This is a genomic window from Catellatospora chokoriensis (genome assembly GCF_011297315.1).
Lineage (GTDB): Bacteria > Actinomycetota > Actinomycetes > Mycobacteriales > Micromonosporaceae > Catellatospora > Catellatospora citrea.
Window position 1 is genome coordinate 265,584 of sequence record NZ_JAAOTI010000009.1, and the last position, 20,296, is coordinate 285,879.

The window sequence follows — 20,296 nt, forward strand, 5'->3', positions numbered from 1 at the left end:
ATCATGATGTTCCTCCGTACCCGGAACAACGACCGTGTCGCCACGGCCACGTGGAACGAGTTCCTGCACGGGCTGGGCAGCACTCGGGACGTGGCAGCCGAGCGGGCGAAGGTGAAGGCGGGGAGCGTGCGCGAGGCGCTGTCCGACACCGGCTCCGAGGCCCGGCACCGGGCCTCGCTGGCCCTCGACGCGCTCGCGGGCCGGCCCGCTCCGGTGCGCTGGGGCTGGGTGGTGGCCGCGGCCGGGCTCGGCGCGCTGGCCGGCTTCGCGGTGGCGGAGCTGCTGCGCGGACACCCGGTGGACGAGGCGGTCGCCTCGCTGCGCCGCCAGCTGGGCCACAACAAGGAGCAGAGCGAGCAGCTGTTCGTCGGCTGACACGCCGAACCGCCGGAACCCGGGCGGGTGCGCGGGGCCGATGCTAATTTGCAGACGCCCCCCGCACCCGCCTCACCGTTTCCGACGACCGGGGGACCGCGATGAAGACCGAGTACCGGCTGTTCCTCGGGGTGGCCGCGTTCCTGTTCGTGACCGCCGCGGTGTACTGGTTCTGGAGCGGGGCGGCGCTGCCGCAGTACGACTGGATCGGCACCACTGCGCTGACGCTCAGCGGCCTGCTGTGCCTGATGTGCGGGGGCTACTTCTGGTTCGTCTCGCGCCGCATCGACCTGCGCCCGGAGGACCGCGGCGACGCCGACATCGCCGAGGGCGCGGGGGAGATCGGCTTCTTCAGCCCGGGCAGCTACTGGCCGTTCGGCATCGCGCTCGCGGCCCTGATCACCTCGCTGGGGCTGGTGTTCTGGATGTGGTGGCTGATCGGTCTCGGGATCGTCGCGACGATCGTGGCGGCGTCGGCGCTGCTGTTCGAGTACTACACGGGCACTCGGCGGACAGCCGAGCACTGACGCGCTGATCGAGCGACAATCGAGGTGAGACGCAGTCGCGCCCAGCTGAGCGAGGGCGGGGGCCATGGGATTCGACGAGAAGATCCACAACATGTCGCAGCGGGTGGTCGGTAAGGCCGAGGAGGTGGCCGGCAAGGTCACCCACAACCAGCGCTGGGAGCAGGAGGGCAGGGCCCGGGTGGCCGCGGTCGACGAGGACGAGGCCCGCCAGCGGGCCAAGGACGTCGCCAAGGCGCAGGAAGCCACGGGACACATCACTCACGACGAGCGGCTGCGCCTGGAGCGCCGCGACGACGCCTAGCAATCCACCAGCGATGATGCATTCCGGGGGTGTCCGGCGACACCTTCATACAGGCCTGTAACACCGTCGACAAACCGCAGCCTTAACGTGGTCTCAGACGTTGTATCAAGGTCAGGTCGCCTTGAAGCGGCAGAGCTGCCGCTCGGCGAACCGACCACGTCCCACGACGACGACGCGAGGGTGACCATGGAGGACGGGCGGCTCAGCGCTCTGGACATGTCGTTTCTGTGCCTGGAGAACACCGCCTCGCCCATGCACCTGGGTGCGATAGCGGTGTTCCACCCGGCCGAGCCGGTGGGCCCCGACGAGCTGGTCGCGCTGCTCGTCGAGCGGGCGAGCCGGGTGCCCCGGATGCGCCGCAAGGTCGGGCCCACCGTGCTCGGCGGCGCGGCGTGGAGCGAGGACCCGGTCTTCAACGCGCGCAACCACATCTTCCACCACCGGCTGGAGGCCGGCGGCCGCGACGACCTGGCCGCGCTGGTCTCCGACCTGATGACCGACCCGCTGGACCGCAACCGTCCGCTGTGGCAGCTGCACCTCGTGAGCGGGCTGGCCGGAGGCCGCTTCGCGCTGCTGGCCAAGATGCACCACGCGCTGTGCGACGGGCAGGGCGCGGTCGGGATCGGACTCGGCCTGCTCGACGGCGGGGAGCTGCTCGCCGCCGAGCCGCCGCGGCCCCGCGAGAGCGCGCCGTCGGCGCTGTCGTCGCTGGCCCGCCACGGCGCCGACCTGCTCACCCGGCCCGACCACGTCGTCGGCGACGTCGTCGGCCGCGCCGGGACCATGTTCGACATCGCGTCGGCGATCGTCGGGCGGATGCGCGCGCCGGCCCCGACCCCGCTGCTGGCGGCCCCGTCGGGCACCCGCCGGGCCGCGTTCGTGAGCCTGGAGACCCGCGAGCTGCAGCGCATCCGCCGCAAGCACGGCGGCACGCTCAACGACCTGCTGCTGGCGGTGGTCGCCGGGGCGCTGCGGCACTGGCTGATCGGGCACGACCGCCCGGTCGACGTGCTGCGCGCGCTGATCCCGGCCAGCCAGCGGCTGCGCTCGGGCGGCAGCGACGACGCGAACCAGCTCTCGGCATACCTGCTGGATCTGCCGGTCGGTGAGCCCGACGCGGCCCGCCGGCTGACCTCGGTGCGCGAGGCCATGGACCGCAACAAGGCGGCCGGACCGAACCGGGGCGCGGGCGCGATCCCGGTGCTGGCGGGCATGCTCCCGTCGGCGCTCAACCGGCTCGCCGCGCCGTTCGCCGCGCACGCCGCGCCGCTGCTGTTCGACATCGTGGTGACCAGCGTGCCGCTGCCGCCGCTGCCGCTGCACCTCGGCGGCGCGCAGCTGGCAGAGCTGTACCCGATCGCCCCGCTGGCCAGCGGCCATGCCCTCGCGATCGGCCTGTCCCGCTACCGCGACGGCGTCCACATCGGCCTCTACGCCGACGGCGCCGCCCTGCCCGACATGGAGAAGCTCACCGAAGCCCTCCCCATCGCCCTGGCCGAACTCGACGCCTAGAACAAAGGAAGGGCACCTTCTTAACGCTATGCGTTAAAGAAGGTGCCCTTCTTAACAGCCCTGCGTCAGAAGCGCAGGATGGCGTGGGTCTTGTTCGACCCGTCGCCGGGGTAGCCGTAGACCACGAAGCCGCCGTCGTCGGTGACGTCGGCCGCCTCCGCGACGTAGAACACGTCGTACCCGGCCATGGTGGTCAGGTCCCACAGGCGGCCCTGCGGGTCCCACGCGACCACGTGCGTCTCGTACGGCGCGACGTCCGCCTCGCCGATGACCCAGCCCGACGCGTTGATCCCGACCGCCCTGGAGTGGAACCCGAAGTCCGGCAGCCGCTTCATACCGCCGGCCGCGGTCCAGGTCGCGGCCCGCTCGCCGCTCTCGCCGACCGCGGTGCCCGCGTCGTTGACCTCCAGCAGCACGCTGCGCTCGCCCGCGGCGACCGGTCCGATGCGGTGGATCGCGCCTGCGGCGTCCCACCACACGGCCGTGGCCTGTCCGTTCTCGAACGACGAGCCGACGATGACGCCGCTGCTGTTGATGCCGAGCGGCTCGGTCTGCTCCGGGTCGGCGGTCAGGTGCGGCAGGCGCACGTACCCGCCGTCCTTCGTCCACCGGTACGGCTCGTTGTTCCAGTGGTACGCGGCGTCGGGCCGGTACGCGGTCATGTTGCCGACCACCGTGCCCGTGTCGTCGATCGCGAACGCCCGCCCGTAGATCGCGTCGGGGATCCAGGCCGGGATCGGCAGCTCGGTGACCGTCCCGTCGGCGTGGAAGATGCCCGGCACCGTGGGCGTCTCGATGTGCTCCGACTGGCCCACCCCGTCGCCGTGGCGGTTGACGTCGAAGATGTGCCCCTGGTATCCGGTGTACCCCTGGACGCCGCCCTCTGGTGTCCAGCGGGCCGGGGTGGTGACCGCGTCGATCTGCGCCGAGCCGGCGACCACGCCGTCCTGCGCGGCGAACGCCGCGAACGGGCCGAACGTGGTGTCGACGCGCACGGACGGGCCGTGCACCGCCTCGATGGTGACCCCGGCCTGGCCGACCAGCGCGCCGTCGGTGTTGACCAGGTCGAGTCCGCCGTAGAGGGTACGGCCGCTCGGGGCCAGGCCGGTGGCGGTGACCTGCGCGGTGACCGTCCTGGTCTCGTTGCGCGCCAGCGCCAGCGGGGCGGCGAACGTGGTGCGCACGGTGCCCGTCGCGGTCGTGCTCACCTCGTCGGTGTAGTCGAACCGCGTGCTGCCCGCGGGCACGGCGTACCCGTCGACCCAGACGGTGTAGTAGCCGGCCGGCGGGTTGTCGATGACGACCGACTCCTCGGCGTCGCCGTCGGCGCTCTGCCCGAGCACGACACCGTTGGCCACGACGAACAGGTCGAGGTCGGCGGCGGGGTCGGCCGGGTTGCCGATCCGGGCGGAGAAGCGTCCCGCGCCGATCGGCACGATCACCTGGTACGACTTCTGCGCCTTGTCGGCCACCTCGCCGCGCTCGGTGAACCGGCTGCTCAGCGGCGAGGTCGACGCGGCCAGCCGGACCGCGCCGAGGTGGTTGGTCACCTCCCAGCTGACCGGGGCGGGCTCGTGCAGCTCCAGCGTGCCGAGCTTCGCCTCCGCGGCGGCGCTCGCGCCGAACACGTTGACGGTGAGCCGGTAGTCGTTGCGCTCCGACGGCGACGTGCGCGACGCCTCGACGGTGATCTCCCACACGCCCGGCAGCGGGTCCTTGAAGCTGCGCAGGTTCGGGTCGCAGCCCTGGGCGTCCATGCCGGTGTAGCAGCCGTCCTCGACCGGCACGCCGTACGGGTGCTGCGCGACGAACCGGACCCGGTCGCCCGCGTCCACCCCGTCCAGCTTCACCTGCAGCGCACGGGCCTTCTCCGGCACCGTGACCAGGTAGGACTCGGTCTGCGCCCGGTCCACCCGGCCGGTGCGCACCCGCGTGTAGGCCGGCGCGGCCAGGGAGTCGGCGACCGCGACGGTGGCCATCAAACGCGCGTCGACGCCGCGCGTCGCCGGGTCGTCCAGCGTCATGATCGCGCTGTGCACCCCGTTGCCCTTCGGGTCCACCCATACCAGCACGGGGGTCGGCTTGTTCAGCGGCAGCAGCACGACGCCGCTGAACGCCTTGAACGTGCCGTCGTCGCCGGTCCAGCCGACGCGGTGCGGCGCGTCGCCCGCCGGGCCGCTGGTGCGGGTGACCGTGACCGACTGCAGCCGGGCGATGTCGCCACCGCACCGGTCGTAGAGGCCCGCGCCCCGGTTCGGCGTGGTCAGCACCGGCGAGATCGGCGTGCAGACCGGCGCGTCGAAGGTGTACGTGCTGGTGGCCAGGCCGCCGTCGGCCAGCGCCCGCCAGGCGCGTGCCACGTCGAGCAGGCCGTTGCCCTGCTCGTGGGCCTGCACGCCGGGCAGGAATCGGGCGCTGTCGTAGACGGCGGCACGCAGTTTCGCGGGCTTCGCGTCGACCTTGGTCGCCTTCGCGGCCGACAGCAGCAGCGCGGCCGCGCCGGTGGCCTGCGGGGAGGCCATCGACGTGCCGTTGAACATGCTGTAGCCCGGCGGAAGCTCGTAGCCGACCCCGGTGACGGGGGAGCCCGGCAGCCAGGTCGGGGTGGTGCTGACCGCCGCGCCCGGCGCGACGATGTCGGGCTTGAAGCCGCCGTCCTCGCGGGGGCCGCGGGAGGAGAAGCCGAAGATCCCCATCTTGGTCTTGACGTCGCTGCCGTAGTCGGCGGCCCAGGTGGCGCTGGACACCGACGCGCCGACCGCGACGACGTCGGTGGCCACCGACGGGTCGCCGATGGTGTTCAGGCCCGGTCCGGAGTTGCCCGCGGACAGGAACAGCTGCACGCCGAAGTCGTTGATGAGCGTGTTGTAGAGGTAGGTGCGGGCGTTGGCGCCGTCGTTGAGGGCGGGCAGGCCGCCGATGGACATGTTGACGACGTCGACGCCGCGGTTGACGACGAGGTCGATCATGCCTTCGGTGAGGGCGACGGCGGTGCAGCCGCCGCTCCAGGTGCAGGCCCGCGACGAGACGATCTTCGCGCCGGGGGCGGCCCCGTTCATCTTGCCGCCGAACAGGGCGTGCCCGGCGGCGATGCCCGCCACGTGGGTGCCGTGCGCGCTCTCGGGCAGGCCGATGCTGACGAAGTCCGCGGTGCCCTCCCGGCCCGCCGGGGCCAGGTCCACACCGAGCCGGTACTCGACCGTGAACGGCATGGACTCGTTGAGCGCCGTCGCCGGGTCGTCCGTGCCGAACCGGCCCGCCTTGTGCTCCTCACCCAACGGCCGCAGCAGCGGCTCGTCGGCGAACGAGTAGTCGCCGTCGGCGTCCACCCAGATCGCCTTGTCGCTCGGGCGGAACAGCACGCCGAAGGAGTCCCAGTTGTCGCCGTCGCGGTTCACGTCGCCGTTGACGTCGTTGGGGCCCGCCGTGGCGTACTCGTAGAACTCGGCGTACCGGAACTCGCCCGAGGCGGGCCCGGTGTACTTGCGCGACCAGCCGACGGTGAACTCGGGCGTGGCCGTGACCGTCTCGGTCAGCTCCAGCCAGGTGTTGTCGCCCTCGGTGAGCGGATCGGTGGCGGTCACCCAGTCGACGATCTTGCGCTCGCCCGTGGTGGTGACGGCCAGCGCCGGGTGGTCGAGGTCCACTCCGGAGTCCAGGATGCCGATGGTGACGCCGCGGCCGTCCCACGTACGGTGGTCGGCCACGAAGTCGACCGCGCCGGTCTCGTGCGTGGGCAGGTACGGGTTGGCCGCCGGTGTCTTCGCGCCGGGCGCCTTGGCGGTGCCGCCCGGGCGCCGGCCCTCCGCCGCCGGAACCGGGTCGGCGAGCCTGATCTCCTCGTCGAGGTCGACGGCGAGCACCGAGCCCTTCTGCGCGACGGCGTCGACCGCGCCGGTGGGCACGGTGGCACGCAGGTAGCCGACCTTCGCGTCGGCGGCGGCGACCGTGCCGCCGGCCGCCTCGACGGCCTCGCGGGCGGCGTCGAACTGGCCGGGGGCGACGGCCAGCATCGCGGTGACCTTCTTCTTGCCGTCGCGTACGGCCTTGACCAGCAGCTCCCGGTCGTGCGAGCCGAGCTTGTCGCGTTTGGTGAAGCCGGGTCCCTTGAGCACGCCCGGTGGGGCCGGCTCGGGTTTCGGCGCGGCGCTCGCCGCGGGTGCGGCGGCGAGCATCACCGCCGTCGTGAGCAGGGCCGCGCTCAGGCGGCCGAGTTTGTGTGCGGACATGGTTCCGCAGCCTCATCGGACAGACGGACGTCCGCAAGATCTTCTTGTGGCGACTTTGTGCCACGGCGAATGTTCGCCACGCCGGGCGGAGCCCGGGCGGCGGGTCACGCCTCCTTGGTGCGCTCGACCATCGCGTCCGGCGTGAGCAGTGCGGGCGGCTTGCCGCGGCCCCGGGCCGGCCAGGCGTAGTACTGCCCGTCGGAGAGGTAGAGATCGAGCTGGCGACCGATGTTGCGGTCGCTGAGGTCGATGTTGACGGAGTAGACCACGTGCGGCTGGTCGTCCATGACGATCGCGAGGCGCTTGCCGCCGTCGTAGTCGGCCACTGTGCAGTGGTGACCGTTGTACTCGAAGCGCCGGTTGATCAGACGATCGGACGACATCGGGTCCTCCGTTCTCCCCAGGTTGATGTTCGTACAGCCACGTCAGGGTAAGCCGAAACGGCAGCGATGCCAACAGGCTCCGCGAACCGGGCGCGATCCTGACGACCCGTACGCACCACCGCATCTCACCATGCCCGCGAACGCGGCGGGCACCCGGGCGACGCATCCGTGGTCGACGCGCGTGTCGTTCACCTTCGGCGATCGCCGATATCACCTTCAACACCGTCACACCTGTGAAAAAGTGATGTTCATGCCATATATCGCACGCGTTCGGCCGGAGGTGGCGTGATGTTCGTCTTTCCCGCGCAGATCCGCGACCTGGCGATCCTGATCGCCCGGCTCGGCATCGGCATCATCTTCTTCGCCCACGGCTGGCAGAAGCTGTTCACCGTCGGCCTCGGCCCCACCGCGGCCGGCTTCAAGGCGATGGGTGTGCCGCTGCCCACCCTGTCCGCCTGGTACGCGGGGATCGTCGAGTTCTTCGGCGGCGCGCTGCTGATCCTCGGGCTGGCCGTGCCGATCGCGGGCGTCCTGCTCTTCCTGGACATGCTGGGCGCGTTCTTCACCGTGCACGTCGGCCACGGCATGTTCGTCAGCTCCGGCGGCTCGGAACTCGTCATCGCCCTAGGCGTCGGCAGCCTCCTCCTCGCCGCCGTCGGCGCCGGCCTCTACAGCATCGACCACGCCATCGCCGCCAACCGCACCCCGTCCACCCACGGCCCCAAGACCATCCCGTAAACGCGGCACCTGCTTCGCGCAAGATCGCGACGATCTTGCGCGACTTGTTGCCCAAATGACCGGTCTGCCCGTGTCGTCACCACCGTTCGCGCAAGATCGTCGGGGGTCGGGGCTGGTACGGTGCCGGGGTGGGTGAGGGTGACGGGCAGGTTGTGGTGGTTTATACCGACGGGGCGTGCTCGGGGAATCCGGGGCCCGGCGGGTGGGGGGCGATCCTGCGGTATGGCGGGCACGAGCGGGAGATGTGCGGCGGGGATCCGGGGCCGACGACGAACAACCGGATGGAGCTGACCGCGGCCATCTCGGCGCTGGAGGCGCTGACCCGGCCGGTGACCGTGCAGCTGCACACGGACAGCACCTATGTGCGCGACGGCATCACCAAGTGGATGCACGGGTGGCGGCGCAACGGGTGGCTGACCTCGGATCGCAAGCCGGTCAAGAACGCCGACCTGTGGCAGCGCCTGGCCGAGGCGGTGGCCCGGCACACCGTCGAGTGGCGATGGGTGCGCGGGCACGCCGGCGACCCCGGCAACGAGCGCGCCGACGCGCTCGCGAACAAGGGCATGGCCGAGGCGCGCGCGGCGGTCCGCTGACCGGCCTCAGACCCCAGGCTGGCGATCCGGCAGGTCGTCATTGACCGGCAAGAGGGAATCGGAGTTGCGGAATGGCCTGGATCCAAACGGTGCACTGCCGCGATGAATGGTGATCCTGGCGTTCCCGCCCCTGGCTTTCACGGTGCTGCCATCCCCGAGCCGGACGAACGGCCGCACCCATGGAATGTTCTCGCGCATCATCTCTTGGAGACTTGGGATGACGTCAGGGGGCGACGTCAATTGCAGCTCCTGTCCGGGCTCAAGACGTTTTGGCAGCTGAACGTTCACTGTTTCTGCGGGAAACGTGGTGCGATAACCCGCGAGGCCACGGTTTTCCACCCAGTACCTTCCGAGACCCACCCCCGAGTAGGTCGAACTCCTGGGGTAGTCGAAACCCCACTCCACGACGTCAACCGGCGCGCGACCCCGATTATTGACCCGGACGAGTGTCGAAGGTTCCCAAGCCAGTACCCAACTGCCTGATGGGTTGACCGCGATTCGGTGGCCGCTTCTCACCCACTGAAAGATCTGTACACCGATCGCCAGGACGCTGAGAATCAGCGCGAGGGTGCCGACAACATCCGCGTAGGTCACGGCTCACAGCATAAATGCGATCCTCATCACCCGCACATCGTGCTCTGCGGTTGGTGGCAATTGCCGCCTGGGCGCGCTGCGCTCCTGGCGCAGTGTGCGGCTGCGTAAGGCAACGGCCATGGCAACCACGCTCGCCGCGCGCCGATGGGCTGGCCGACAAGGCATGACCGAGGCGCGCGAACGCCAGCTGACCGGCCTCAGACCACCAGGCTGGCGTAACCCGGGTAGTTGACCACGAAACCGTCCTTGTCGACGGTCAGGTCGGCGGTGAAGCTGCCCGACGAGTAGCGGATGGTGTCCGCGTCGATCACCGTGTACGTCTGCTCGACCGGGATGACCTGCAACGACGGCACCCGGATCCAGGCCATCGGCACCGTGTGCGTGGTGCCCGGCTCGGCCCCCAGCAGCCCCAGCCGCCGGATCGGCAACGTGTTGGTCAGCGCGGTCGCCTCCAGGTCCACGTCGAGCACCCCGCCCAGCCGGCCCGGGTCGACGATGCCGGGCAGCTGCACGGAGCCGAACTTGCCCTGCTCGCTGGTGATGACCCGCCACGAGTTGCCGGTGCGTTCCAGCCGCACCTCGCGCTGCCAGCCGGCGCCCTCGGACTCGACGGTCATGGTGTCGGTGGCGAAACCGTCCACCGTGGTCAGCTGGTAGCGGCAGGCGTGCGGCACCGGCTCGGCGGCGACCACCTGGCCGTGGGCGAGAAGTTTGTCGGGGCGCAGATCGACGAGGGCGATGTCGGTGCCGACCTCGACCATCCGGTCCCACAGCAGGGCGCGCGGCAACGGGCTCATGCCCTGAGGTTAGTCACGCCGCGGCGCTCGTAGGGCGAATTCGCCCGTTCGCGTCCACAGTGCTCGGCCGGCGAAGATTTCCACCAGGATATCTTCACGTTCCTGAATGTTTCTGACAACATGTGCGCACCCACCCACACCCCCGTGATGGAGCCCACATGGTGTTCCCGCTCCGCGCCGCCGTACCCCTGCTGGCGGCGCTCTCGTTCGTCCTGCTCGGCACGCCCGCCCACGCCGCCGCCCCGGCGTACACCGCCCTCGGCGACTCCTACGCCTCCGGCACCGGCACCCGTGAGTACGTCGATGCGACCTGCCAGCGCTCGAACAGCGCCTACCCGGTGCTCGACGCCGCCCGACTGGGCGCGACCCTCACCTTCGCCGCCTGCGCCGGGGCGAAGATCCCCGCCATCCTCAGCGGACAGCTGGGCAGCCTCAACGCCGCCACCCGCTACGTCACCGTGAGCGCGGGCGGCAACGACATCGGCTGGTCGGCGGTGATCGTCCAGTGCGCCAAGCCCTGGCCTTACACCTGCTGGGGCGACATCGACAAGGCCGAGACCTACGTCCGCAACACCCTGCCCGGCCAGCTCGACCAGCTCTACACCCGCATCCGCGAGCTCGCCCCGAACGCGACCGTGGTGGTGGTCGGCTACCCGCGGCTGTTCAACGGCGAGGAGTGCAACGCCATCGCCCGGATCTCACCCGGCGAGCAGGCCGAACTGAACGCCGCCGCGGACCTGCTGGCCACCACGATCAAGGCCCGCGCCACGGCCCGCGGCTTCGGTTTCGTCGACGCCCGCGGACCGTTCGCCGGCCACGCGGTCTGCGACGACGTCGAGTGGATCAACGGCACGTCCTGGCCCACGGGGGAGTCCTACCACCCGAACAAGGCCGGGCACGTCGGGTACGCGAGCGTCGTGGAGACCGCGCTGCGCGCCTGACGTCCATCGAAGTATGTCCTCGCGCAGGCTGGTGCGGCCGACGGCGTCGCACTAGCCTGCGCGGGTGGGCACCAGGGTGAACTACGTCGTGATCCGCGACGGCTCGCACACGCTCTACTTCCACGGCGGCGGCGCCGGGGACAGCCTCGACTACCTGTTCGCGCCGGGCCCGGACGTGGTGCTGCGGTGGCTCGCCCAGCTGGGCGAGCACGTGACCGCCGAGTGGCTGACCGACCCGCTCTGCTCGGGCGGCGTGCTGATCGACACCGACCGCCGCGTGCTGCTGCTGTTCGCCGACCTGCTCGGCGACTACACCTACCGCGCCGCCGTGCTCGACGCCTTCCGCCGCACCTGGTCCGGCTGGGAGGTCCGCTGGGCCTACGACGGCCTCGCCGACCTGATCGCCTACACCGGCGGCGACCCCGCCACGGCTCGGGCGGCGCAGGACACGCCACGGCTGCCGCGCTACGACGGCCACGACCCCGAGCTCCCGCTCGCGGCGCTGGTGACCGTCGCGGGCGAGCAGGGCTGCCGGGCGTACGGGCTCAGCCCCCACCTGGCCGGCGCGCAGCCGTTCCGGGCAGGCCCGGCGCTGGTGGACTGGCTCGCCGCCGGGGAGCCGCTGGAGTGGTGCGACGAGATCCCCGGCGCCGGGCTGCACCTGGACCCGGCGACGCGCACCGCCGGGCTGTGGAGCGTCCGCCCGCTGCGCGGGCTGCGGGACGACTGGCCGGCGCTGTGGCCGGGGTGGACGCTCGACTTCTGGGGCGACGCGCACACCCGGCAGGTGGCGCTGTGCCCCGACGTGCTCGACGAGGTGCCGCCGGTGCGGGTCGAGCCCGGCCTGCGCGAGCTGGCCCGGCGGCTGGTCGACCTGTGGCCGGTGCGCTCCGCGCTGGCCGAGGCGGGCCTCGACGTGGACCAGCTGTACGTCCGCGACGTCGGCGGCATGCGGGCCATGCTGGACGTCGGGCTGACCGCCGACGAGCTGGCCCGGACCGTGGACGCCGTGATGGGGCGCTGAAAAACCCCGGTGCGCGCCGCCGCGTGCCCGGTACGCTGCGTCAGCTGGAGATCATTCTGGCGGGCTGGGGAACCGGCCCGCGGCGGGCAGGGAGTATGACGATGGGGCAGGCGCTCGCCGTGGGCGACCGGGTCGAGGTGCTCCTGCTCAAGGAGGACCGGGAGAAGATTCGCTACACCGCGGACGTGCTCGCCGACGACGGCGCGCACCTCGTCGTCCGGGCGCCGTGGGCGGGCACGCAGGCCCGCGACTTCGGTTTCGTGCGCTTCGAGCAGGGCGACGTGTTCACCGAGCACTTCTGGCGCGACCGCTGGTACGCGGTCAAGGAGGTGCGTGACGCGTCCGGCGTCCGCAAGGGCTGGTACTGCGACGTGACCCGGCCGGCCGTGCAACGCGGCGGCGTGCTGGAGGTCGTGGACCTCGACCTCGACCTGTGGGTGCCCGCCGACGGCGGCGCGCCGCTGCGCCTGGACGAGGACGAGTTCCTCGCCAGCGGGCTGACCGAACGCGAACCCGACACCGCGGCGCGGGCCTGGCAGGCGCTCGACGAGCTGGCGGAACTGGCCGCCGGCGGCTTCGCCGACCTGGGCTGACAAGCCGCCGGCCGGTTTGCGGAAAAGTTGCCCGGGGGTCGGGAACCGAACCGCGACCGGCACGGTCACAGGGGCATGAAGGCTACGACTCTAGGACTGCGGGTGGCGCTCGCGTCGCTCGTGCTGCTGGCTGCCGGCTGTGGGCGTCCGACCGACGCCGCCGACGGCGAGGGCGGCGGCTACTCGTTCCCCGGCGGCGACACGGTCGCGCTGCGCGTGGACCACGTCGGCGGCTTCGTGCCCGCGACGGTCAACCTGACCCGGCTCCCGGCGGTCAGCGTCTACGCGGACGGCCGTGTGATCACCCAGGGTCCGACCACGATGGAGTATCCGGGCCGCGCGCTGCCCAACATCCAGCTGCGGCGGATCTCCAGCGGCGACGTGCAGACGCTGGTCGGCAAGGCGCTGGAGGCGGGCGTCGGCCAGCCCACCGACCTCGGCACCCCGGGCGTCACCGACCTGCCGAACACCCGGATCGTCGTCACCACCGCGGACGGCGTCAAGAAGACCGAGGCGTACGCGCTGCTCGACGACATGACCAACGCCGGGCTGACCCCCGCCCAGGAGCAGGCGCGGCGCAAGCTGCTGGACCTGATCAAGGCGCTGACCGACCTGGACACCTCGCTCGGCACCGGCAAGGTCGGCCCGGTCGAGCAGTACACCCCGACCAAGGTCGCGGCCGTCGCCGCCGCCTGGCAGGATCCGGGCGCGGGCGTCGACGCCGGCCCCGCCGTGGCCTGGCCGGGCCCGGCGCTGCCGGGCGCGTCGCTGGGCGAGGGCCTGAGCCTGGGCTGCGTGGTGGCCGACAAGGAGGCGTCCGCGGTGCTCGCGGCCGCGGCCAAGGCGACCGCGATCACCAAGTGGACCTCGGGCGGCAAGGACTGGACCGTCACCCTGCGCCCGCTGCTGCCCGACGAGACCGGCTGCGAGTCGCTCGGCAAGTGACCGAGCCGCCCGCGGCCCGCTGACGAAGCTCCGTCCACGCTGCCTCCCCGGCGCGGACGGAGCTTCGCCCATGTGGGCGGTCGGCCGTCAGGGGCGGGTGCTGCGGCGGCGGTGGTAGAGCAGGGCGCCGGCGGTCAGGACCAGGGGCCAGAGCAGGTACCAGCCGGTGGCGGCCAGCAGGCCGACCACCGCGATCAGCGCGACCATGGCGTGCTTGCGGGCGGCCGACCCGCGCGGCAGCAGCCGCAGCGCCGCGGCGGCGCCCAGCGCGTACACCGCGACGAACGCCCCGGTCGCCAGCAGCACCAGCGGCTGCGCCCCGGTGCCGGTCAGCGCGACCACCGCCATGGCCACCGCGGACAGGCCCGACGTGACGGCGAGGCTGCGCCGGGGCACGTCACCGGCGCTCGCGCCGCGGGCCAGCCAGGCGGGCAGCGCGCCGTCCCGTCCCAGCGCCGCGCCGAGCTTGGCCGCGCTGCCGTAGTAGGCGTTCATGGTGCCGAAGGTCAGCAGCAGCGCGGCCGCCGCGGCCAGCGCGCTCGCCGGACCGCCGAGCCCGATCGCGAGCAGCCGGGCCAGCGGCGCGTCCGCGGTGGCGTCCGGGCCGAGCACCACGATGCCCGCGCCGGCCACGGCCAGGTACAGCACGCCGACGACGGCGACCGCGATGGCGGCGGCCCGGGGCAGGTCGCGTTCGGGCCGCCGGAAGTCGGCGGCCAGGTGCGTGATCGCCTCCCAGCCCGCGAAGCTCCACACCAGCAACGCGGCCGCGGGCGCGATCGCGAGCCAGCCGTGCGGCGCGAACGGCCGCAGGTTGGCGGTGTCGCCGTGCGGGGCGGCACTGATCACGGCGGTGAGCAGCAGCGCGACCAGCAGCACCGCGAGCACCAGCTGGACCCGGCCGGAGACGGTGACCCCGAAGACGTTGGTGACGGTGACCGCGAGCATCAGCACGGCCGCGGTGAGCAGCACGGTGCGCTGCCCCCCGCCGAGCGCGGCCTCCACGTACGCCCCGGCGAACATGGCGGCGGCGGGGGCTCCGGCGGGCACCGCGAAGTAGAAGCACCAGCCGATCGCCCCGGCGGCCCGGGGGCCGAAGGCGAGCCGGACGTAGGTGGACACGCCGCCCGCGTCGGGGTGGCGGGCACCGAGCGCGGCGAAGGTCATGGCCAGCGGGATGGACAGCAGCACCAGGCCCAGCCAGGCGATCAGCGAGGCGGGTCCGGCCGCCTGGGCGGCCAGCGCGGGCAGCGCGATGACGCCGGTGCCGAGCACCGCGCCGACGTAGAGTGCCGCGCCCTGCGCCGTGGTGAGCCGGTCGGCGTGCGCGGGACCGGCTGCGGTGGGGGACTGCGGCCGGCGGAGGGTCTCGGTCATGTGTTCAGCGTGTCCTGTTCGGGGGGATCACAACAGTGGCAGGAATGCCGCAGTGCGATAGGATTCTGCCATGAAGCGGCACGTGGTCGCCCTGGCCCTGACCGACGACATCCCGGTGTTCGAGCTGGCGGTGCCCTGCGAGGTGTTCGGCATCGACCGCTCCGACCTGGTGGATCCCTGGTATGAGCTGCGCCTGTGCGCCGCCGAGCCCGGCCCCCTGTCGGTGCGCGGCGGGCTCACCGTGCAGCCGAAGCACGGCCTGGAAGGGCTCGACGACGCCGACACGGTGATCGTTCCCGCCTGCAACCGGATGGTGCAGTGCGGCCCCCCGACGGCCGTCGTCGACGCCGTGCGCCGGGCGCATGCCCGCGGCGCGCGCATCGCCTCCATCTGCAGCGGCGCGTACGTGCTGGCCGCGGCCGGCCTGCTCGACGGGCGGCGGGCCACCACGCACTGGATGAACATGGTCGACTTCGCCAACCGCTTTCCCGACGTGAAGGTGGACCAGGAGGTGCTCTACGTCGACGAGGGCGACGTGCTCACCTCGGCGGGCACCGGTTCAGCCATCGACCTGTGCCTGCACCTGGTGCGCAACGACTTCGGCGCGGCGGTGGCCAACGAGGTGGCCCGGCGCATGGTGGTGCCGCCGCACCGCGAGGGCGGCCAGGCGCAGTTCGCCCACCCGCTGGCGCGCGGCGAGGCCCGCTCGGAGATCGCACCCGTGCTCGACTGGGCCCGCGACCGCCTCGACCAGCCGCTGACCGTGGCGGACCTGGCCCGGCAGGCACACCTGAGCCCGCGCACGTTCGCCCGCCGGTTCCGTGACAACCTAGGGGTCAGTCCGCTGCAGTGGGTCCTCGAGCAGCGCATCCGCCGGGCACAGGAGCTGCTGGAGACCACCGACGAGCCGGTGGAGCGCATCGCCTGGCGCACCGGCTTCGGCACGGCGGTCAACATGCGCCAGCACTTCCGCCGCTTCACCTCGATCTCCCCGCAGACCTACCGGCAGACGTTCCGCCGCCGGGCGGCCGCGCCGGGAAAAACAGTTAGGAAACTTTAGGAAGGACCCCACGGGATCGTGCGGCCACCGGGTCGAGGCCGGTATGAGGACAACGTGGAGGACGGCCGCGCTGGTGGCACTGGCGGCGATGGTGATCGGCACGGGTGCGTGCGGCGGCGAGCAGCAGCCGTCGGCACCGCCCGACCCGGCCGCGGCAGCGCGCCAGCGCGTGCTCGACGACGCCGACGCGCCCTGCGTCAGCGATCGCGCTCAACTCGTCGTGATCGAGAACGTCAAGCACGACCTGACCGCCGCATGGCAGACCGGGCAGGGCGACACCGGTGTCGTGCTGCTGCACCAGGCGGATGCCGGGCTGTGCCAGTGGTCAGGCTTCGCCGGGCTGCTGGTCGAGAAGGGGCACCGGGCCCTGTCGGTGGACGTCAACTCCCGCGACGCGGTGGAGTTCGCGCAGGCGGCGGTGGCACACCTGCGTACGACGGGGGCCAAGCGGGTCTTCGTGATCGGGGCGTCCCGCGGCGGCACCGTCGCCCTGGCCGCGGCGGCCGGCGTGACCCCACCGGTCGACGGCGTGGCCAGCCTGTCCGCGCCGACCGTGTACGACGCCGACGCCCGCGCCGCGGTGGCGAAGCTGTCCGCGCCGGTCATCATCGCGGCCGGGGCCGACGAGGCCCGGTTCGCCGACGCGGCCCGCGAACTGCACCGGCTGTCGGTCTCGCCGCAGAAGAAGCTGGTGCTGCCGGACTCGTACCTGCACGGTGTGGGGCTGCTCGACGACGCCATGAACACGCTGCTGCTGTCCTTCCTGGCCGACCCGGCCGCCGCGACCGCGTAGCCGCGCACGTGGCGGCCGGCCGGATCGGCGGACCGGCCGGCCGCCACCGGTCCGTGGCGCGGTCGGCGGCCGGCCGACGCAGCGGGTCTACCCGTTGCCCCAGGGCTTGCGCGAGCCGGTCGCGTCGCCGCACGTGGCGCTCACCCAGCCGTCAGGTGTGCCGTAGTAGTTCGTGGACTGGCCGGTGTGATTGCCGTCGTCGTCGATGAGGGCGTCGTAGGGCACGAAGAACTCGGCGCCCTCCGCGCTGGTGAACGTGCACCGCACGACGCTGCCCGCGGCGAAGTTCTCCAGCCGCACGCTGATGAAGGCACAGGACGATCCGGGGCAGTTGTCGTTGCGCGGGTGTGCGCCTTTCACCACGGCGACCGACGCGGCCGGCGAGAACGGCGGCCACTTCACCGCCGCGGCCAGCGACAGGTACGCCAGGACGGTGCCCAGCACGGTGGCCACGATGGTGACGATCGTGCTGGTGCGCTTCAGCGGGGCCGGGGATTCCGCGGTCGACATCGGCTACTCCTGGTGACGAAGGGCTGCGCAGATGGTACGCAAGCGCGGCCGCCGACCGTTGCGCCAGGGGCTCTGTCCACCGGGGACGGGAGAGCGGCAGGCGCCCCGTGGGAAGGCGCCTGCCGCTCCGATGTGGTGGGACGGTACGCGTCAGCCGAGGCCGTTGCGCATGGCGGTGATCAGTTCACCGTTGCTGGTGTCGCCGGACAGCTCCCAGAAGAAGCTGCCGCCGAGGCCCTGGTTGTTGGCGTACGACATCTTGCCGCCGATGGTGGCCGGGGTGTCGTAGCTCCACCAGTTGCTGCCGCACTTGGCGTACGCGGTGCCCGCGATGGTGCCGGTGGACGGGCAGGTGTTCTTGAGCACCTTGTAGTCCTCGATGCCCGCCTCGTAGGTGCCGGGCGCCGCCCCGGTGGCGCTGCCGCCGGGGGTGGCCTGCGTGACGCCGGTCCAGCCGCGGCCGTAGAAGCCGATGCCGAGCAGCAGTTTCGCGGACGGCACGCCCTTGCTCTTGAGCTTCTGGATGGCGGCGTCGGAGTTGAACCCGGCCTGCGGGATGCCGGTGTACGAGGTCAGCGGCGAGTGCGGGGCGGTCGGGCCCTGCGCGGCGAACGCGCCGAAGAAGTCGTACGTCATGACGTTGTACCAGTTCACGTACTGCGCGGCGGCGTTGTAGTCGGTGGCGTCGATCTTGCCGCCGCTGCTGCCGTCCGCCGTGATCGCCGACGTCACCAGGTAGCTGCTGCCGAAGCGGTTGCGCAGCGCCTGCATCAGGTTGCGGTACGCGAGCGGGCCGCTGCTGTCACAGGACAGGCCGCAGGCGTTCGGGTACTCCCAGTCGATGTCGATGCCGTCGAACACGTCGGCCCAGCGCGGGTCCTCGACCAGGTTGTAGCAGGAGTTCGCGAACGCGGTCGGGTTCTGCGCGGCCTGGCCGAAGCCGCCGGACCAGGTCCAGCCGCCGAACGACCACAGCACCTTGATGTTCGGGTACTGGCGCTTGAGCTTGCGCAGCTGGTTGAAGCTGCCGCGCAGCGCGCCGGCGTCCCAGGTGTCGGCGACGCCGTCCACGCTCTCGGCCGCGGTGTAGGCCCGGTCGTAGTCGGCGTAGGAGTCACCGATCACGCACTGGCCGTTGGTCACGTTGCCGAACGCGTAGTTGATGTGCGTCAGCTTCGCGGCCGAGCCACTGGTCACCATGTTCTTGACGTGGTAGTTGCGCTGGTAGACGCCCCACTCGACGAAGTAGCCGAGCAGCTTCTTACCGCCGGGCGGGGCGGTCGGGCCGGACGGCGACGGCTGCGGCGGGGACGGCGAGGCCGACGGCGGGTTGCTCGGCGCGGGCGAGCTGGGGCCGGCGGTCGGGGTCGGCGGGTTGCTCGGCGGGGTGCCGGGACCGTCCAGGGAGAAGTCGTCGGCCTGGTAGGCGGCCTGGCCGTACCAGCCGTGCACGTTGACGGTCAGCGAGGTCTGCCCGGCGGCCGTGGTCAGGTTCAGGCTGAGCTTGGTCCAGGCGCCGGCCGCGGCCGGGTTCCAGGTCTCGGTGCCGCCGGTGTAGCCGAGGTACACGTAGCCGCCGCCGCCGCGCACCCAGGCGCTGAGCACGTACGCGGTGTTGGGCAGCACGGTGACGGTCTGGCTGCACTGGGCGTGGTTGGAGCCGTTCGGCGCACCCTGCAGCGCGCGGGTGCCGGCGTGCACGGGGGTGGTGACGACGCTGCCGAGCCCGGCGCTGCAGCTCCACGGGGACAGGCTGCCGGTCTCCAGGCCCGGGTTGGCGATCAGGTTGGCCGCCGAGGCGGCGGAGGAGATGGCCAGTGATGCGCCCATCGCGACGACGGTGGCGGCCGCGGCCGCGAATATCCGGGTGCGAAGGCTCTGAACGGGGCGTTTCATGAGCTACCACCTACCTTGGGGGATGCAGGCTGACTTCATGTAATCGCCAACATAAATTAAACAAACCTAATAGTAAAGACAGTCATCAATGATCTATTGCGGCGCGCGGCGCCCGTGACCCCCACCGCTGGTCGCGGGCCGTGGGTCGAGGCAGCATGGCAGGGTGCATGCCACGAAAGAGCGCGTCGCGGAACTCGCCGCGATGATGGCCGCGGGCGGGGTCGCCGTCCTCAGCGGCGCGGGATTGTCCACCGAGTCCGGCATTCCCGACTACCGCGGGCCGGACGGGGTGCAGCGCCGCCATGCGCCCATGACGTACCAGGCCTTCACCCGTGAGCCGCAGTCGCGCGTGCGCTACTGGGCGCGCAGCCACCTCGGCTGGCGGACCATCGCGCGCGCCTCGCCCAACACCGGCCACCAGGCCGTCGCCGCGCTCCAGCGGCACGGGCTGCTGTCGGGCATCGTCACCCAGAACGTCGACGGCCTGCACCAGGCCGCGGGGGCCGAGGGCGTCATCGAGCTGCACGGCAGCCTGGACCGGGTGATCTGCCTCGGCTGCGGCGACGTCACCCCGCGCGCCGAGCTGGACCGGCGGCTGCACCGCGTCAACCCCGGCTTCTCGGCCCGGATCACCGCCGTACACCCCGACGGCGACGTCGAGTTCGGCGACGACGAGCTGGCCGGCTTCGGCACCGTCGACTGCGCCGGCTGCGAGGCCGGCATGCTCAAGCCCGACGTGGTCTTCTTCGGCGAGACCGTCCCGCCCGCCCGTGTACAGCAGTGCTTCGACCTGGTCGAACGCTCCCGCCTGCTGCTGGTCCTCGGCTCGTCCCTGACCGTCATGTCCGGCCGCCGCTTCGTCATCCGCGCCGTCAAACTCGGCATCCCCGTCGCCATCGTCAACCGCGGCACGACCCGCTCCGACGCCCAGGCCACCCTCACCGTCGACGCCCCCCTCGGCCAAGCCCTCCCCGCCCTGGTCCACCACCTAACCGCCCACCGCCTCACCGAAACCCTCACCTGACCCACCCCCTCTCCACCTGGCGCTCGGTCGACCGCTACATCGCGCTGACCGAGGCGATCGCCGACCACCTGCGTGACTACGGCA

The 20,296-nt window shown here is 72.0% G+C and carries 19 protein-coding genes and 1 pseudogene; 13 read left to right on the forward strand and 7 right to left on the reverse strand.

The window, feature by feature from the left end; translation table 11 throughout:
- The first annotated feature begins 6 nt into the window (after positions 1-6).
- The 4 genes from HAV39_RS16095 to HAV39_RS16110 all read left to right on the forward strand — a co-directional run bounded on the left by HAV39_RS16095 (position 7) and on the right by HAV39_RS16110 (position 2,715).
- Entirely contained in the window at positions 7-375 is a 369-nt protein-coding gene (locus HAV39_RS16095; protein ID WP_191840011.1) for a hypothetical protein, read from the forward strand.
- Positions 376-476: 101 nt separating this feature from the next.
- Positions 477-902 carry a cytochrome c oxidase subunit 4 gene (locus HAV39_RS16100; protein ID WP_191840012.1) on the forward strand — a complete coding sequence of 142 codons (426 nt, stop codon included), beginning with the start codon at positions 477-479 and terminating at the stop codon, positions 900-902.
- Between the two features lie 64 nt (positions 903-966).
- The gene (locus HAV39_RS16105) at positions 967-1,203 is read left to right on the forward strand and encodes a CsbD family protein (protein WP_191840013.1); all 237 of its coding nucleotides are present in this window, start codon (positions 967-969) and stop codon (positions 1,201-1,203) included.
- Between the two features lie 186 nt (positions 1,204-1,389).
- On the forward strand, positions 1,390-2,715 hold the full coding sequence (locus tag HAV39_RS16110; RefSeq protein ID WP_191840060.1) for a wax ester/triacylglycerol synthase family O-acyltransferase: 1,326 nt from the start codon (positions 1,390-1,392) through the stop codon (positions 2,713-2,715).
- A gap of 1,004 nt (positions 2,716-3,719) precedes the next feature.
- Here HAV39_RS16110 and HAV39_RS16115 read toward each other — a convergent pair.
- Both HAV39_RS16115 and HAV39_RS16120 read right to left on the reverse strand, forming a co-directional pair.
- Positions 3,720-6,944, reverse strand: a pseudogene (locus HAV39_RS16115) (S8 family serine peptidase); the annotation flags it as partial.
- 104 nt (positions 6,945-7,048) lie between these two features.
- Positions 7,049-7,327 carry a hypothetical protein gene (locus tag HAV39_RS16120; protein ID WP_191840015.1) on the reverse strand — a complete coding sequence of 93 codons (279 nt, stop codon included), beginning with the start codon at positions 7,325-7,327 and terminating at the stop codon, positions 7,049-7,051.
- A 288-nt stretch (positions 7,328-7,615) separates the two neighbouring features.
- On the opposite strand from HAV39_RS16120, the gene HAV39_RS16125 reads away from it, so the two are divergent.
- Both HAV39_RS16125 and rnhA read left to right on the forward strand, forming a co-directional pair.
- Positions 7,616-8,065 (forward strand): DoxX family protein, encoded by a 450-nt coding sequence (locus HAV39_RS16125; RefSeq protein ID WP_191840016.1) that lies wholly within the window; start codon positions 7,616-7,618, stop codon positions 8,063-8,065.
- Positions 8,066-8,193: 128 nt separating this feature from the next.
- Positions 8,194-8,658 carry a ribonuclease HI gene (gene rnhA, locus HAV39_RS16130; RefSeq protein WP_191840017.1) on the forward strand — a complete coding sequence of 155 codons (465 nt, stop codon included), beginning with the start codon at positions 8,194-8,196 and terminating at the stop codon, positions 8,656-8,658.
- 6 nt (positions 8,659-8,664) lie between these two features.
- Here rnhA and HAV39_RS16135 read toward each other — a convergent pair whose 3' ends face one another.
- Together HAV39_RS16135 and HAV39_RS16140 are read right to left on the reverse strand one after the other, a co-directional pair.
- On the reverse strand, positions 8,665-9,252 hold the full coding sequence (locus HAV39_RS16135; protein WP_191840018.1) for a hypothetical protein: 588 nt from the start codon (positions 9,250-9,252) through the stop codon (positions 8,665-8,667).
- Between the two features lie 197 nt (positions 9,253-9,449).
- Positions 9,450-10,049: a putative glycolipid-binding domain-containing protein gene (locus HAV39_RS16140; RefSeq protein ID WP_191840019.1), complete on the reverse strand. Its 600-nt coding sequence runs from the start codon at positions 10,047-10,049 to the stop codon at positions 9,450-9,452.
- Positions 10,050-10,207: 158 nt separating this feature from the next.
- Between HAV39_RS16140 and HAV39_RS16145 the strand changes: the two genes are divergently transcribed.
- From HAV39_RS16145 to HAV39_RS16160, 4 genes are all read left to right on the forward strand, one after another.
- Positions 10,208-10,990 (forward strand): SGNH/GDSL hydrolase family protein, encoded by a 783-nt coding sequence (locus HAV39_RS16145; protein ID WP_191840020.1) that lies wholly within the window; start codon positions 10,208-10,210, stop codon positions 10,988-10,990.
- 64 nt (positions 10,991-11,054) lie between these two features.
- Entirely contained in the window at positions 11,055-12,014 is a 960-nt protein-coding gene (locus HAV39_RS16150) for a hypothetical protein (protein ID WP_191840021.1), read from the forward strand.
- 101 nt (positions 12,015-12,115) lie between these two features.
- On the forward strand, positions 12,116-12,607 hold the full coding sequence (locus HAV39_RS16155; RefSeq protein ID WP_203736261.1) for a ribonuclease FAU-1 family protein: 492 nt from the start codon (positions 12,116-12,118) through the stop codon (positions 12,605-12,607).
- 75 nt (positions 12,608-12,682) lie between these two features.
- A complete protein-coding gene (locus HAV39_RS16160; protein ID WP_191840023.1) occupies positions 12,683-13,552 on the forward strand; it encodes a hypothetical protein in 870 nt (289 codons plus the stop codon).
- Positions 13,553-13,639: 87 nt separating this feature from the next.
- Here the strand turns inward: HAV39_RS16160 and HAV39_RS16165 are convergent, their stop codons facing one another.
- On the reverse strand, positions 13,640-14,929 hold the full coding sequence (locus HAV39_RS16165; protein ID WP_191840024.1) for an APC family permease: 1,290 nt from the start codon (positions 14,927-14,929) through the stop codon (positions 13,640-13,642).
- Positions 14,930-14,999: 70 nt separating this feature from the next.
- Between HAV39_RS16165 and HAV39_RS16170 the strand changes: the two genes are divergently transcribed.
- Both HAV39_RS16170 and HAV39_RS16175 read left to right on the forward strand, forming a co-directional pair.
- On the forward strand, positions 15,000-15,989 hold the full coding sequence (locus HAV39_RS16170; protein WP_191840025.1) for a GlxA family transcriptional regulator: 990 nt from the start codon (positions 15,000-15,002) through the stop codon (positions 15,987-15,989).
- Positions 15,990-16,032: 43 nt separating this feature from the next.
- Positions 16,033-16,782 carry an alpha/beta hydrolase gene (locus tag HAV39_RS16175; RefSeq protein ID WP_191840026.1) on the forward strand — a complete coding sequence of 250 codons (750 nt, stop codon included), beginning with the start codon at positions 16,033-16,035 and terminating at the stop codon, positions 16,780-16,782.
- Between the two features lie 87 nt (positions 16,783-16,869).
- On the opposite strand, the gene HAV39_RS16180 is transcribed toward HAV39_RS16175, so the two are convergent.
- Positions 16,870-17,292 carry a hypothetical protein gene (locus HAV39_RS16180; RefSeq protein ID WP_191840027.1) on the reverse strand — a complete coding sequence of 141 codons (423 nt, stop codon included), beginning with the start codon at positions 17,290-17,292 and terminating at the stop codon, positions 16,870-16,872.
- A 150-nt stretch (positions 17,293-17,442) separates the two neighbouring features.
- Positions 17,443-19,188: a glycosyl hydrolase family 18 protein gene (locus HAV39_RS16185; protein WP_244958816.1), complete on the reverse strand. Its 1,746-nt coding sequence runs from the start codon at positions 19,186-19,188 to the stop codon at positions 17,443-17,445.
- A gap of 202 nt (positions 19,189-19,390) precedes the next feature.
- Between HAV39_RS16185 and HAV39_RS16190 the strand changes: the two genes are divergently transcribed.
- Positions 19,391-20,212, forward strand: coding sequence for an NAD-dependent protein deacetylase (locus HAV39_RS16190; RefSeq protein WP_191840062.1), 822 nt, complete (start codon positions 19,391-19,393; stop codon positions 20,210-20,212).
- Positions 20,213-20,296: the final 84 nt, after the last annotated feature.